Genomic DNA, 15,353 nt, shown 5'->3' with positions numbered 1-15,353 from the left:
AACCTTTCGGGGTGGGTTTTCCCTACCGACGCGGGTGGGGCGGCACGGTTAGAGTCCGGGGGTCACACGGTACGGAGGACCACGGCCGCGGGAGCGCGGGGCGTGGTCCGGCGGGAGGCTCCACGATGTCAGCACGGCCGTCCGGGGACGGCGTCCAGCCCGTCGCCGTGTGGGAGGCGTTACGGCGCCCCCGGCGCTTCCTGCTCTCGGCCTGGCCGGTGCGCTGCTGGGCGTACCTGTTCAGCGGCTCCTTGTTCGGTCTGGTGGTGCTGGCGTCCCTGGTGGCGCTGGTGGCGCTGGGTGTGGTGCTGTCGGTGGTGGGCGTGGGCCTGCTGGTGCTGGCGGCCACCGCGGTGGCGGGGCTGCCCGTGGCGCGGGTGGAGCGGCGGCGGCTGCGCCTGGTCGACCCGGTGCCGCTGCCGGACCCGCACGCCTCGCTGCCGGGCGCCGGGGCGCGCACGTGGCTGCGCACCCGGATGCGGGAGCGGGCCACGTGGCGGGAGCTGGGCTACGCGGTGCTGCTGGGCGTGGTGTTCGCCGTGGCGGGGCTGGGGGTGACGGCGCTGCTGGGGTTCTCCCTGATCCTGCTCGCGACGCCCGGCATCGTGGCGCTGAACTCCGGCCCGGTGATGATCATTCCGGGCCGTGCGGTGCCGGGGCCCCTGGCGGGGCTGCCGTTCAGTGCCGTGGGGCTGCTGGGGCTGGTGCTGTGCGCGTACCTCGCGGGTCTGCTGGCGGGCGCGCAGGTGCGGACGGCGTGGTTCCTGTTGTCGTCGCGGGACGAGGAGTTCAGCCCGCGCGTCATGGAGCTCACGCGCTCGCGGGCGCGGCTGGCGGACGCGTTCGAGGCCGAGCGGCGCCGGATCGAGCGCGACCTGCACGACGGCGCGCAGCAGCAACTGGTCGCGCTCACCATGACGCTGGGGCTGGCGCAGATGGAGCTGGGCGAGCAGAACCCGGCCGCGGCGGAACTCGTCACGCGGGCGCGCGCCGAGGCCCGGCGCGCCCTGGAGCAACTGCGCGACCTGGTGCGGGGCATCCACCCGCAGGTGCTGACCGACCACGGGCTGGCCGCCGCGGTGACGGAGGTGGCGCTGCACAACCCGCTGCCGGTCACGGTGGACGTGGACCTGCCGCACCGGCTGCCGGGCCCGGTCGAGACGATGGGGTACTTCGCGGTGACCGAGGCGCTGACCAACGCCAACAAGTACAGCGGCGCGTCGGGGGTCACGGTCGAGGGCAGGCTGGAGGACGACCGGCTTATCCTGGTGATCACCGATGACGGGCAGGGCGGGGCCGACCCCTCGGCGGGGACGGGCCTGGCGGGCCTCGCGGACCGCCTGGCGATCCTGCGGGGCCGGCTGGTGGTGTCCAGCCCCGTCGGCGGCCCGACCCGGCTCCGAGTGGAGGTCCCGTGCTCCGCGTAGTACTCGCCGAGGACGCCGTCCTGCTCCGCGCAGGACTCGTCGAACTGCTCACGCGCGGCGGCCACGAGGTGGCCGCCGCCGTCGGTGACGCGGAGGCGCTGGCCCGCGCGGTGGACGAGGAGCGGCCCGACGTCGTCATCACCGACGTGCGGATGCCGCCGGACTTCCGGGACGAGGGGCTGAAGGCGGCGCTGGAGCTGCGGGCCCGCCACGACCGCCTGCCGGTGCTGGTGCTGTCCCAGTACGTGGCCACGGCCTACGCCACGCAGCTGCTGAGCGGTGGCGGCGCCGGCGCGGCCGGGCTGGGCTACCTGCTGAAGGACCGGGTGGGCGAGGTCTCGGAGTTCCTCGACGCGCTGCGCCGGGTCGCCGCCGGGCAGACGGTGCTCGACCCGGAGGTCGTACGGGTGCTGCTGGCGCAGCAGGACGCGGGCCGGCCGATGGGCCGGCTCACGCCGCGGGAGCGGGAGGTCCTGGCGCTGATGGCGGAGGGCCTCACCAACCAGGCGATCGCGCAGCGGCTGAGCGTCACCGAGGCGTCGGTGGTGAAGCACGCCGGCAACATCTTCATGAAGCTGGACCTCGACCCCGCGGAGGGCAACCGGCGGGTGCTCGCCGTCCTCGCCTACCTGCGGCGCGAGGCGTCCTGACGGAGGGGCTCAGGCCCGGCCGTCCTGGACGCGGGCCAGCCAGTCCGCGGCGGCCACGAACTCCGCGTCGGTCGTGCCGGGCCGCGGCGCCGGCACGTCGCCCGGCCGGACGCCGGCGCGCGGGTACGAGCCGAGGAAGCGCACCATGGGCGCGATCCGCCGCAGTCCCATCAGCGCCTCGGCCACGCGCCGTTCGGCCACGTGCCCCTCGGCGTCCATGGCGAAGCAGTAGTCGCCGATGCCGGTGCCGGTCGGGCGCGACTGGATCAGCATCAGGTTGACGCCGCGCACCGCGAACTCCTGGAGGAGCTCCAGCAGCGCACCGGGCCGGTCGGTGCCCATCCGGACGACGACGGACGTGCGGTCCGCGCCGGTGGGCGCCGCGGGCCGGCCGGAGCGGCCCACCAGCACGAAGCGGGTCTCGGCGTTCTCCGCGTCGTGGATCTGCGCGACCAGGGGCTCCAGCCCGTACGTGGCGGCCGCGAACTCGCCGGCGAACGCCGCGTCGTAGCGGCCCTCCTGCACCAGCCGGGCGCCGTCGGCGTTGGAGGCCGCCGACTCCCACACCGCGTCCGGCAGGTGGGCGCGCAGCCAGTTCCGCACCTGCGGCTGTGCCACCGGGTGGCCGGTCACCGTCTTGATGTCCTCCAGGCGGGTGCCGGGCCGCACCAGCAGGGCGAACGCGATGGGCAGCAGCACCTCGCGGTAGATCATCAGGGGCTCGCCGTGGGCGAGTTCGTCGAGCGTGGCGGTGACGCCGCCCTCGACGGAGTTCTCGATGGGGACCAGGGCGGCCGCGGCCCCGCCGCCGCGCACGGCGTCGAGGGCGGCGCGCACCGACACCATGGGGACGAGCTCCCGGGTGGCCGCTTCCGGGAGAGTGCGCAGGGCCGCCTCGGTGAAGGTGCCCTCGGGGCCGAGATACGTGTACCGGGTTGCCGACATGGCGGTCACCCTACGGGCCGCAGGCCGCGGCCCCCGCGGCCGGACCGCCCGGCCACCCTCCGTCAACACCCTTGTGACGTGCGGGTTTTCCTCCCACGGAAACACCTTGCCCCCGACCGTGCGTTCGATCAAGGATGAGGGGGTACGGCTAGCCGCACCCCTTCGGGTGCGGGTAACCGTACTCACGGGGTCGGTATGGGGGAGACTGTCTGTGGATACTCGAGTCGTTGCGGACCGGCTGCGCGCGCTGGCGGAGAAGAACGCGGTCCCAGGGGCCCAGCTGGTCGTGCACACCGGCACGGAGACCGTGTCGGTCGCCACGGGCGTCACGCACGCCGGGCGGCCGGAGCCGGTGGACACCTCCACCGCCTTCGCCCTGGGGTCGGTGACGAAGGCGTTCACCGCCACCCTGCTGGTGCAGCTGGCCTCCGACGGCGACGTGGACCTGGACGAGCCGGTGGCGGAGCTCCTCCCGGAGTTACGCCGCGCCGCCGACGCGTCCCTCGCGGAGGTCACCGCCCGCCACCTGCTCACCCACACCGGCGGCCTGATCGCCGACCACGAACTCGACGACCCCGCCGAGCGCTCGCTGCTCCGCTACACCACGAGCGTCGCCGCCCTGCCGCTGCTGGACCGCCCCGGCCGGGGCTTCTCGTACGCCAACACCGGCTACAACGTGCTGGGCCGCGTCGTCGAGGAGGTCACGGGCCTCAAGTGGCACGAGGCGCTCCGCGACTTCCTGCTGCGCCCGCTCGGCCTCGACCCGGTCCTCCCGCACACCACCGCCACGGAGCCGTCCGGCCGGGTGCTCGCCCACGGCCACGCGGTGCGGCCGGGCACGCCCGGCGCCCACCCCGTCGACCAGCTCCTGCCCGCCACGTGGGCGCCCGCCAGCGGCCTGTCCGCCAGCGCCGAGGACCTGCTGGTCTTCGCCCGCCTGCACACCGGGCGGCACCCGGAGGCGGACACGCTGCTGGACGACGAGCACCGCGCCCTGATGCACACCCCCGACCCGGCGGCCGACTCCTTCGGCATGGCCGACGGCTGGGCCCCGGGCCTGGGCTGCTACGGCGGCCCGGACAACCGCTGGCTGGGCCACGACGGCACGGTCGACGGCGGCACCTGCAACCTCCGCTTCCACCCGGGCACCGGCGCGGCCGTGGCCCTCACCACCAACGCCACCACCGGCTCCAGCCTGTGGCTCGACGTCGTCGAGGAGCTGCGCTCCCTCGGCCTGGACGTCGCCGACCACGACCCCGGCCTGCCCCCGGGCCCCGCCACCGGCGCCACCGCGCCGGACCCCGCACCGGTCCTGGGCGACTACGCCAACGGCGACACGGTCTTCTCCGTGCGCCGGCACGAGGGCGGCGTCCGCCTCAGCGACCGCACCGGCCTCGTCGCCGACGTCACACTCCACGACGGCCTGTACTTCACCGCCCGGCGCGTCGACGCCGGGCAGGCGCCCTACGCGGGCCGGTTCCTGCCGGACGGCGACACGGGCGAGGTCACCCTCCTGCGGCTGGCCGGGCGTTCCGCCCGACGGCTGCCCCCCGCCGCGTAGGCAGGCCCACCGGGGCGGCGTGCCGCCCTTCCAGCGTTCCCGGGCTCGGCCCGGCCCCTTCCCTTGTTCCGCCCCCGACTTTCTCCCGGCCGCCGCGCGCCCGCACCCCGGGCCGCGGCGTGCCGCGGGGAGGTCCGTCCATCATGGAGGCACAGCGTGACTCGCGCCGCAGCGTCGGTTGGCCGGGAGCCCTCCCCGCACGTGGAGTTCTGGCGGGAACGGCTGACGGGCGTCGTCCCCGTCGAACTGCCCCTGGACCGCCGCCGCCCGGTGGTCCGCTCCACGGAGACCGCCGGCCACACGTTCGACGTCCCCGCCGCGACGGCCCGGGCCGTGCGCGCGCTCGCCGACGCGCGGGGCACCGGCCTGCTGGAGGTGCTGACGGCCGCCGTGCAGGCGCTGCTGGCCCGCTACTCCGGCCAGGACGACATCGCCGTCGGCACGGTGTCGCCGCGCACCGGCCACACCGTGGTGCTGCGCGGCCACGTCGACGTGCAGGCGCCCTTCGGGGAGCTGGTCGACGGGCTCGCGGGCACCGTGCGCGACGCCTTCGCCCACGACGGGCTGTCCTTCGCCGAGCTGACCGAGGCGCTGGCGCCGCAGCAGGACACCAGCATCACGCCGTTCGTGCAGACCATGGTGGTGCTGCGGGAACAGGACGGGCCGCAGGCCGAATTCGACCCGCTGGACCTCTCGGTCGAGTTCACCGAAACCGGCACCGGCCTCACCGCCCTCGTCCGCTACAGCACCGCCCTCTTCGACGCGGACACCGTCGCCCGGCTCGCCGGCCACCTCACCGTCCTGCTGGCCGGCGCCGCGGCCGGCCCCGGCGCCCCGGTGGCCGCGCTGCCGATGCTCACCGACGCCGAGTACGACCGCGTCGTACGGGAGTGGAACGCCACCGCCCGCGACGTGCCCACCGGCACCTTCCCCGAACTGTTCGCCGCACACGTCGCGGCCCGCCCCGGCGCCGTCGCCGTCGTCGACGAGCACGCCGAGGTCACGTACGCGGAGCTGGACGCGCAGGCCAACCGCATCGCCCACCGGCTGCGGGAGCTCGGCGCCGGCCGCGACGTCCTGGTCGGCCTGTGCGTGGAGCGCGGCGCACCGATGATCGCCGGCCTGCTCGGCATCATGAAGGCCGGCGCGGCCTACCTGCCGCTGGACCCGGGCTACCCCGCCGACCGGCTCGCGTACATGCTCCAGGACTCCGGGGCCCGGCTGGTCGTGACGCAGGAGGCCCTGCGCGGCCGGCTGCCGGACACCGGCGCCACGCTGGTGGACCTGGACCGGGACCGCGCGGAGCTGGACGCCCTGCCCGGCACCGCCCCCGAGGTGGCCGTGGTGCCCGAGGACCTGGCATACGCGATCTACACCTCGGGCTCCACCGGCCGCCCCAAGGGCGTGCTCGTGTCGCACGCCGGCATCGGCAACCTGGCCGCCGTCCAGGCCGAGGCGTTCGGCGCCGGGCCCGGCAGCCGCGTGCTGCAGTTCGCCTCCGCCAGCTTCGACGCGGCGTTCTGGGAGATCTGCATGGGCCTCCTCACCGGCGCCACGCTGGTGATGGGCTCGAAGGAGGTCATGCTCCCCGGCGAGCCGCTGGCCGCCTACGCCGAGCGGCACGGCGTCACCCACGCCACGCTCACCCCCGCCACCGTCGCCGTCCTGCCCGAGGGCCGCGGGCTGCCCGCCGGCGCCACGCTCGTCGTGGCCGGCGAGGCCAGCACCGGCGACCTGGTGGCGCGCTGGTCCGCCGGGCGCCGCATGGTCAACGCGTACGGCCCGACGGAGACCACCGTCTGCGCCACCATGAGCGCCCCGCTGAGCAGCGCCGCCGTGCCGCCCATCGGCACGCCCATCGCCAACACCCGGGTGTACGTGCTGGACGGCGCCCTGCGCCCGGTGCCGGCCGGGGTCCGCGGCGAGCTGTACGTCGCCGGCGCCGGCCTGGCCCGCGGCTACCACGGCCGGGCCGGGCTGACCGCCGAGCGGTTCGTGGCCGACCCCTTCGGCCGGCCGGGCAGCCGCATGTACCGCACGGGCGACGTGGCCCGCTGGAACGCCGACGGCACGCTGGAGTACCTGGGCCGCGCCGACGACCAGGTCAAGGTGCGCGGCTTCCGCATCGAGCTGGGCGAGATCGAGGCCGCGCTCGACGCGCACCCGGACGTCGCCCAGGCCGTGGTGGTCCCGCACAACACCAACCTGCTGGCGTATGTGTCGCCCGCCGGCACCGCCCGGCCCACGCCCGCCGCGCTGCGCGAGCACCTGGCCGCCGCGCTGCCCGAGTACATGGTCCCGGCGGCGGTCGTGGTCCTCGACGCCCTGCCGCTCACCCCGAACGGCAAGGTCGACCGGCGCGCGCTGCCCGCGCCCGGCAGCGCGCAGGAGACCGCCGGTGCGGACACCTCGTCGCACGTCGCGCCGCGCGACGCCGTGGAGGAGACCATCGCCGGCGTCTTCGCCGAGGTTCTCGGCGCCGAACGGATCGGCGTGCACGACGACTTCTTCGCGCTCGGCGGCAACTCCATCCTCTCCGTGCGCGCCGTGTCGCGGCTGCGCAAGGCGCTGGGCCTGAAGCTGTCCCCGCGCGCCCTGTTCGACGCGCCCACCGTCGCCGAGCTGGCCGCGTCGGTCTCCTCCGTCGAGCAGGCCGGCGAGACGTCCATCCCGGTGGTGCCCCGCGACGGCGAACTGCCCATGTCGTACGGGCAGCAGCGGCTGTGGTTCCTGGAGGACTTCGACCCGGGCAACGCCGGCTACCACACCGCCGTCGGGCTGCGGCTGACCGGTGACCTGGACGCGGCGGCGCTGCGCGGCGCCGTCGGCGACCTGGTGGCCCGGCACGAGTCGCTGCGCACCACCTTCGGCGTCGTCGCCGGCCGGGGCGTCCAGGTCGTCCACCCGGCGCTGGAGCCCCGCTGGACGGAGCTCGACCTGACCGGCGTCGCGGCGGAGCAGCGCGAGGACCGGCTGCGCGCGCTGCTGCGCGCCGAACTGGCCCGCCCCTACGACCTCCAGGCCGGCCCGCTGGTCCGCGTCCTGCTGGCCGCCCTCACGGAGGGCGAGCACGTGCTCGTGCTGGGCATGCACCACATCGTCACCGACGGCTGGTCGATGGGCGTGGTCTCCCGCGAGCTGGGCGAGCTGTACGCGGCCCGCGTCGAGGGCCGCGCCGCGCGCCTGCCGAAGCCCGGGGTGCAGTACGCCGACTTCGCCGCCTGGCAGCGCGGCCGGCTGGACGACAGCGCGCTGCTGGGCCGGCAGCTGGACTGGTGGCGGGAGCGGCTGGCCGGCGTGGCCCCGCTGGAGCTGCCCACGGACCGGCCGCGGCCGGCGGTGCGGTCGACCGCGGGCGCCGAGTACGTCTTCGAGGTGCCCGCCGCCACCGTCGCCGGGGCCCGCGCCCTGGCCGGCGAGCGGGGCGCCACCCTGTTCATGGTGCTCACCGCCGCGGTCAAGGCCGTCTTCGCCCGCTGGTCCGGGCAGGACGACATCGCGGTCGGCACGGCGTCCTCCGGTCGCGGCGCCAAGGAGCTGGAGCAGCTCGTCGGGTTCCTCGTCAACACCGTGGTGCTGCGCTCGCGCGTGGACCGCGACGCCTCCTTCGGCACGCTCCTCGACCAGGTCAAGGAGACCGTGCTGGAGGCGTTCGCCCACGAGGAGGTGCCGTTCGAGCGGCTCGTGGAGGTGGTGCAGCAGGAGCGCGACACCAGCCGCACCCCCCTCGTCCAGACCATGGTGGTGCTGCAGAACGCCCCGCAGGAGGACCTGCGGCTGCCCGGCGTCCGGGTGCGGCCCCACCACCTGGAGCACGAGGGCGCGCCCTTCGACCTCACCCTGGAGTTCTCCGAGGCCGGGGAGGGCCTGACGGCCCGCGTCATCTACAGCACCGCCCTGTTCGACGAGGCGACCGTGGCCCGGCTCGCCGAGCACCTCACCGTGCTGCTCGGGTCGGCGGCGCAGGAGCCCGGACGTCCCGTCGCGGCCCTGCCGATGCTCTCCGGGGCGGAGCGGCACCGCGTCCTGCACGAGTGGAACGACACGGCCCGGCCGCTGCCGGAGGCGTCGCTGCCGGAGCTGTTCGCCGCGCAGGTGGCCGCCCGCCCCGACGCCGTGGCCCTCGTCGACGACGACGAGGAGCTGACGTACCGGGAGCTGGACGAGCGCGCCAACCGGCTCGCGCACCGGCTGGCCGCCGCGGGCGCGGGCCCCGAGGACCTCGTCGGACTGTGCCTGGGCCGCGGCGCGCGGACGGTCGTGGCGCTGCTCGCCGTCCTCAAGGCCGGCGCGGCGTACGTGCCGCTGGACCCCGACTACCCGGCCGACCGGCTCGCGTACATGCTGAAGGACGCCGGGGCCCGGCTGGTGGTGACGCGCAAGGACCTGCGCGACCGGCTGCCCGCCACAGGTGCCGTCGTGGTCGACGTGGACGAGGACACGTCGCTGTACCCGGCCACGCCGCCGGAGGTCGCCCTCTCCCCCGGCCACCTGGCGTACGTGATCTACACCTCCGGGTCCACCGGCGCCCCCAAGGGCGTGATGACCTCGCACCGGGCCGTGGTGCGCCTGGTGCACGACTCGGGGTTCCTGCACGTGGGGCCCGGTGACGTCGTGGCGCAGTTCGCGTCCGTGTCGTTCGACGCGTCGACGCTGGAGATCTGGGCGGCGCTGCTGCACGGCGCACGGCTGGCGGTGCGGCCGCCGGACGCCTCCGGCGGCGAGGCGCTGGGCGCGTTCCTGCGCGGCCGGGGCGTCACCCACCTGGCCATCACGGCGGGCCTGTTCCACCAGGTCGTCGACGACGACGTGGCCGCGCTCGGCGGGCTGCGCCAGATCGTGGCCGGCGGCGACAAGGTGTCGCCGGAGCACTGCGCCCGCCTCCTGGCGGCCCACCCGCAGGTGCGGCTCGCCAACGGCTACGGGCCCACCGAGGCGACGTCGCTGAGCACCACGTACGACGTCCCGGCGGACCTCGACCCGGCCGCGCCGGTGCCGCTGGGCACGCCCATCGGCAACACCCGCGCGTACGTGCTGACCCCGGAGCTGGAGCCTGCGCCGGTGGGCGTGCCGGGCGAGCTGTACCTCGCCGGTCCCGGCCTGGCCCGCGGCTACCTGGGCCGGCCGGGCCTGACGGCCGAGCGGTTCGTGGCCGACCCGTACGGGGAGCCGGGCACGCGGATGTACCGCTCGGGCGACCTGGCGCGCCGGCGGAACGACGGGACGCTGGAGTTCCTGGGCCGCTCCGACGGGCAGGTGAAGATCCGCGGCTTCCGCATCGAGCTGGGCGAGGTGGAGGGCGCCGTCAAGCAGCACCCGGCCGTGGTGGACGCGGTCGTGGTGGCCCACGAGGGCACCTCCGGCCACCGGCGTCTGGTCGCGTACGTCGTGCCGTCCCGCGACCTGGCGCCCGGCGAGCTGCGGGACCACCTGGCCCGGTCGCTGCCGGACCACATGACGCCGTCGGTGTTCGTGCCGCTGGAGCGCATGCCGCTGACCGCCAACGGCAAGGTCGACCTGCGCGCCCTGCCGGAGCCCGGCGAGGCCGGCGGCCGGCAGGGCCCCGAGTACGTCGCCCCGCGCGACGCGACGGAGGCGGCCCTGGCGTCGGTGTGGGCCGAGGTGCTGGGCGTCGGGCAGGTCGGCGTGCACGACAACTTCTTCGACCTGGGCGGCGACTCCATCCTGTCGCTCCAGGTCGTCTCGCGGGCCCGCCAGGCCGGCCTGCGGCTCACCTCCAAGCTGCTGTTCGTCCACCAGACCGTGGCCACGCTCGCCCCGGCCGTCGGCACCCTCGCCGACGACGCGACGGGCGCGGAGGCCGCGGCCGGCGACGGCGGGCCGGTCTCCGGCCGGGTGGAGCTCACGCCCATCCAGCGGCGGTTCTTCGCGGACCACCCCGAGGGGCCGGGCCACTACGCCATGTCGGTGCAGGTCGAGCTGGCGCCCGGCACGGACACCGCGCTGCTGGAGCGCGCCCTGTCCGCCGTGGTCGCCCACCACGACGCGCTGCGGCTGCGGTTCTTCCGCAAGGACGGCGTGTGGGTGCAGGAGTACGCCGAGGCCCCGGCCGCGCTGCCGCTCACGGTGCGCGACCTGTCCGGCCTGGACGCCGAGGCCCGCGAGGCGGCCCTGCACGAGGCGGCGGAGGCGGCGCAGCGCTCGCTCGCCCTGTCCTCCGGGGAGCTGCTGAAGGGCGTCTTCTTCCGCCTGGGCGCGGGCCGGCTGCCGCGGCTGTTCCTCACCGCGCACCACCTCGTCATGGACGGCGTGTCGTGGCGGGTGCTGCTGGAGGACCTGGCCACGGCGTACGCGCGGCTGGCCGAGGGCCGCCCGGCCGGGCCGCTCGCCCGGGCCAGCAGCTACCAGCAGTGGGCCGGCCGTCTGGCCGGGCACGTGCGGGACGGCGGCTTCGACGACGAACTGCCGTACTGGGCGGCCGTGCCCGCGGCCGGCGAGGCGCCGCGCGACGGTGACGCGCCGAACACCTTCGGGGCGTCGGCGGTCGCGTCGGTGCGGCTGGGCCGCGAGGAGACGAAGGCGCTGCTCCAGCAGGTGCCGGCCGTCTACCGCACGCAGATCAACGACGTGCTGCTCGCCGCGCTGGGCCGGGTGCTGGCCCGGTGGGCGGGCCGGCCGGTGACGGTGGCGCTGGAGGGCCACGGCCGCGAGGACCTCTTCGACGACGTCGACCTCTCCCGTACCGTCGGCTGGTTCACCACCACCCACCCGGTGTGCCTGGACGTGCCGGACGGCGACTGGGGCACCGCGCTGAAGGCCGTCAAGGAGCACCTGCGGGCCGTGCCCCGGCGCGGCATCGGCCACGACGCCGTCCGCTACCTGTCCGGTGGGGCGCCGGCCGCCGGCGAGGGGCCGTGGATCAGCTTCAACTACCTGGGCCAGTGGGACGGCACCACCAGCGGTGACGGCCTGATCCGGCGCCGCCTGGACGGCCTCGGCCGCGACCAGGCGCCGGAGCTGCCGCGCCCGCACCTCGTCGACATCGTGGCGGCCGTCGGCGACGGCGAGCTCCGCATCGACTGGATCCACACGCCCGGCATCCACGCCACCACCACCGTCGAGCGGCTGGCCGGGGAGTTCCTCACGGCCCTGCGGGAGACGATCGCGCACTGCCTCACCGAGGGCAGCGGCGGCGCCACCCCGTCCGACTTCCCCCTCGCCCGCCTCGACCAGGCCGCCGTGGACCGCATCGCCGGCGACGGCCGCGACGTGGAGGACATCCATCCGCTCACGCCGATGCAGGCCGGCATGCTCTTCCACACGCTCGCCGACCCCGCCTCGCCGACCTACTTCGAGCAGATGACGTACGTCCTCGACGGCGTCACCGACATCGACCTGCTGGCCCGCGCCTGGCAGCAGGTGGCCGACCGGCTGGAGGTGCTGCGCAGCTCCGTCGTCTGGGAGGGCGTCGAACGGCCCCTGATGGTCGTGCACCGGCACGCCCCGCTGCCCGTCGAACGGCTGGACTGGACCGGCCTGGACGAGGCCGGGCAGCAGGCGGCGCTGGAGCGCCACCTCGCGGAGGCCCGCGCCCGCGGCCTCGACCTGTCCGCGGCGCCCCTGCTGCGCCTGGCGCTGATCCGCGTCGGCGAGACGTCGGTGCGCACGGTGGGCTCGTTCCACCACCTGCTGCTCGACGGCTGGAGCACCTTCAGCGTCCTCACGCAGGTGCACTCCGTCTACGAGGCGCTGGCGGCGGGCGAGGAGCCCGCCCACCCGGTGCGCAGGCCGTTCCGGTCGTATGTGGAGTGGCTGGAGCAGCAGGACCTGGCGCAGGCCGAGACGTACTGGCGGGGGCTGCTCGCCGGGTTTGGTGCGCCGACGCCGCTGCCGTACGACCGGCGGCCCGCGGCCGGCCACCAGGCGCGGTCGACCAGCCGCCTGGAGACCCGGCTGTCCGAGGCCGCGTCGCAGGAGCTGTTCGCGTTCGCCCGTTCCCACCGGATCACGGTGAACACGCTGGTCCAGGGTGTCTGGGCGCTGCTGCTGGCCCGGTACGCCGGGGAGCGCGATGTCGTCTTCGGCGCCACCGTCTCGGGCCGCCCCGCGGACCTCGCGGGGGCCGGCTCGATCGCGGGCATGCTCATCAACACGTTGCCGGTACGGGTCGCCGTGGACGGCGCGGCGCCGGTGGCCGAGTGGCTGGCCCGGGTGCAGCAGGACCAGGTGGAGGCGCGGCAGTACGAGTACGTGCCGCTGCCGCGGATCCAGGGCTGGAGCGACGCCGGGGCGGGCACGCCCCTCTTCGACAGCCTCGTGGTGTTCGAGAACTACCCCAAGGACGACCAGCCGGCGGGCGAGCGCGGCCTGCGGCTGCGCGGCCTGGAGGGCATGGACGTCACCAGCTTCCCGCTCAACCTGCTCGCGTACGCCGACGACACGTTCGCCTGCACGCTGGCCTACGACGCCGAGCTGTTCGACCACGCCACGGTGGAGCGGATCGCCGGGCACTTCACGGCGCTGCTGCGCGGCGTCGTCGCGGACCCGCAGCGGGCGGTGGCGGCCGTGCCGATGCTCGCCGACGGCGAGTTCGAGCGGGTCGTGCACACCTGGAACACCGCCGAGGACGCCCCGGCGCAGCCCGGCACCCTGCACGAGCGGGTCGCCGAGCGGGCCGCGGCGGCGCCGGACGCGCCCGCGGTGACGTCGGGCGGCACCACGTGGACGTACCGGGAGCTGGACGAGCGCGCCAACCGCATCGCGCACCACCTCGTGGCGCTGGGCGCCGGCCCGGGGCAGGTCGTCGGCCTGTCGGCGGAGCGCGGCGCGGAGCTGGTGGCGGGGCTGCTGGGCATCATGAAGGCGGGCGCGGCCTACCTGCCGCTGGACCCGGCGTACCCCGCGGACCGGCTGGCGTTCATGCTCCAGGACGCGGGCGCCCGCATCCTGCTGACGCACGGCACCGGGCCGGACGGCCCGCGGGCCGACGGCGTGACGGTCGTGGACCTGGAGGGCGACCGCGCCGCCATCGACGCGCGGCCGTCCTCCGCACCGGAGACGGCCGTGACCGGCGGCGACCTGGCGTACGTCATCTACACGTCGGGGTCGACGGGCCGGCCGAAGGGCGTGGCGGTCGAGCACCGCTCGGTCCTCAACCTGCTGGTCAACTCCCGTCCCGCGTACGGCTTCGGCGCGGACGACGTGTGGACGGCGTTCCACTCGTACGCGTTCGACGTGTCGGTGTGGGAGATGTGGGGCTGCCTGACCTCGGGCGGCCGGCTGGTGGTCGTCGACGGGGACTGGGCGCAGCGGCCCGCGGCCACGTGGGAGCTGCTGCGCGCGGAGGGCGTGACGGTGCTGTGCCAGACGCCGTCGATGTTCCGCGCGCTGGTGGAGAGCGCCGCCGCGGCGGACGCGGGCCCGCTGCCCGCCCTGCGCTGGGTGGTGCTGGCCGGCGAGGCCCTGGAGCCCAAGCACCTGACGACGTGGTTCGGCCGGTACGGCGGCGGCGCGGCCCGGGTGGTCAACCAGTACGGGCCGACGGAGGCGACGGTCTACGTCACCCGGCAGGAGATCACCGCCGAGGACGTCGCGGCCGGCGGGCCGCTGCCCATCGGGCGGCCGCTGCCGGGCTACCGGGTGCTGGTCCTCGACGAGTCGGGGGCGCCCGTCCCGGTCGGCGTCACCGGCGAGCTGTACGTGGCCGGCGCCGGCCTGGCCCGCGCGTACCTGGGCCGGCCGGAGCTGACGGAGGAGCGCTTCCCGGCGAACCCCTTCGGCGGCCCCGGCGAGCGGATGTACCGCTCGGGCGACCTGGCGCGGTGGCGGGCCGACGGCACGCTCGTGTACCTCGGGCGCGGCGACGGGCAGGTGAAGATCCGCGGCTACCGCATCGAGACCGGCGAGATCGAGGCCGCGCTCGTCACGCACCCGCGGGTCGCCGACGCCGCCGTGGTGGCGCACGCGGACGGCGACCGCACGGTCCTGGTCGGGCACGTCGTGCCGGCCGGCGACGGCGCGCCGGCCGCGGCGGACCTGCGCGAGCACCTCGCCGCGACGCTGCCGGAGTTCATGGTGCCGGCGCTGTTCGTCACCCTGGACGCGCTGCCGCTGACGCCCAGCGGCAAGGTCGACCGGCGGGCGCTGCCCGCGCCGCACGAGCGCGTGGAGACCACGGCCTCCTATGCGGCGCCGTCCTCCGTCACGGAGGAGGTGCTGGCCGAGATCTGGCAGGAGCTGCTGGGCACCGAACGCATCGGCGTCCACGACAACTTCTTCGAGGCGGGCGGCGACTCGCTGCTGGCCGTGCGGCTGGCGTCGCGGATCAACGCGGCGTTCGGCACCGACCTGTCGCCCCGCGCGCTGTTCGAGCGGCCGACGATCGCCGGGACCGCCCTGGAGGTCGAGGAGCGCATCCTCGCCGAACTGGAGGCGGGCGCCGCCGACGCCTGACGAGACCCCCGACACCCACCACATTTGCTGAGCTGAAAGGAAACACCGGCATGTCCAACCCCTTCGAGCAGGCGGACCGTCCGTACCACGTGCTCGTCAACGACGAGGGCCAGCACTCGCTGTGGCCCGCCGGCACCGACGTCCCGGCGGGCTGGGCCGTCGTCCTCGACGGCCGGCCGCGCGAGGAGTGCCTCGCGTACGTGGAGGCCCACTGGACCGACCTGCGGCCCCGGAGCCTGGCCGGCCGCTGACCCGCCGCGCCGCCGGCGCCCGCACCCGTACACCATCCCGTACGCCCGTCCCGTTCCACCGTGTTCCGCGCACCACCGCTGGGTCCGCCTCGCCAGGAGGCGCCCA

At 75.8% G+C, this 15,353-nt stretch carries 6 protein-coding genes; 5 read left to right on the top strand and 1 reads right to left on the bottom strand.

What is annotated here, in order from left to right; all coding sequences use genetic code 11:
- The first annotated feature begins 125 nt into the window (after nt 1–125).
- Nucleotides 126–1,427: a sensor histidine kinase gene (locus tag IE305_RS00760; RefSeq protein ID WP_190127365.1), complete on the top strand. Its 1,302-nt coding sequence runs from the start codon at nt 126–128 to the stop codon at nt 1,425–1,427.
- On the top strand, nt 1,415–2,077 hold the full coding sequence (locus IE305_RS00755; RefSeq protein ID WP_190127364.1) for a response regulator transcription factor: 663 nt from the start codon (nt 1,415–1,417) through the stop codon (nt 2,075–2,077). The genes IE305_RS00760 and IE305_RS00755 overlap by 13 nt, the downstream gene beginning before the upstream one ends.
- Nucleotides 2,078–2,086: 9 nt before the next feature.
- Here the strand turns inward: IE305_RS00755 and pheA are convergent, their stop codons facing one another.
- Nucleotides 2,087–3,022, bottom strand: a complete 936-nt coding sequence (gene pheA, locus IE305_RS00750; protein ID WP_190127363.1) for a prephenate dehydratase — start codon at nt 3,020–3,022, stop codon at nt 2,087–2,089.
- Nucleotides 3,023–3,233: 211 nt separating this feature from the next.
- Here pheA and IE305_RS00745 point away from each other — a divergent pair, with 211 nt between their 5' ends.
- The 3 genes from IE305_RS00745 (at nt 3,234) to IE305_RS00735 (ending at nt 15,247) form a co-directional block, all read left to right on the top strand.
- Nucleotides 3,234–4,583 carry a serine hydrolase domain-containing protein gene (locus IE305_RS00745; protein ID WP_229890392.1) on the top strand — a complete coding sequence of 450 codons (1,350 nt, stop codon included), beginning with the start codon at nt 3,234–3,236 and terminating at the stop codon, nt 4,581–4,583.
- 156 nt (nt 4,584–4,739) lie between these two features.
- A complete protein-coding gene (locus IE305_RS00740) occupies nt 4,740–14,996 on the top strand; it encodes a non-ribosomal peptide synthetase (protein ID WP_190127361.1) in 10,257 nt (3,418 codons plus the stop codon).
- 50 nt (nt 14,997–15,046) lie between these two features.
- Nucleotides 15,047–15,247, top strand: coding sequence for an MbtH family protein (locus IE305_RS00735; protein WP_190127360.1), 201 nt, complete (start codon nt 15,047–15,049; stop codon nt 15,245–15,247).
- The last annotated feature ends 106 nt before the right edge of the window (nt 15,248–15,353 follow it).

Origin of the sequence: Streptomyces mashuensis, from assembly GCF_014654785.1 — a bacterium.
GTDB lineage: Bacteria > Actinomycetota > Actinomycetes > Streptomycetales > Streptomycetaceae > Streptomyces > Streptomyces mashuensis.
The sequence above is the reverse complement of the archived record's forward strand: the minus strand, read 5'-3'. Positions and strand labels throughout refer to the sequence as shown.

Coding starts and splice junctions, on each gene's coding strand:
- pheA (WP_190127363.1), bottom strand. CDS start 3,022: ATGTCGGCAACCCGGTACACGTATCTCGGCCCCGAGGGCACCTTCACC.
- IE305_RS00760 (WP_190127365.1), top strand. CDS start 126: ATGTCAGCACGGCCGTCCGGGGACGGCGTCCAGCCCGTCGCCGTGTGG.
- IE305_RS00735 (WP_190127360.1), top strand. CDS start 15,047: ATGTCCAACCCCTTCGAGCAGGCGGACCGTCCGTACCACGTGCTCGTC.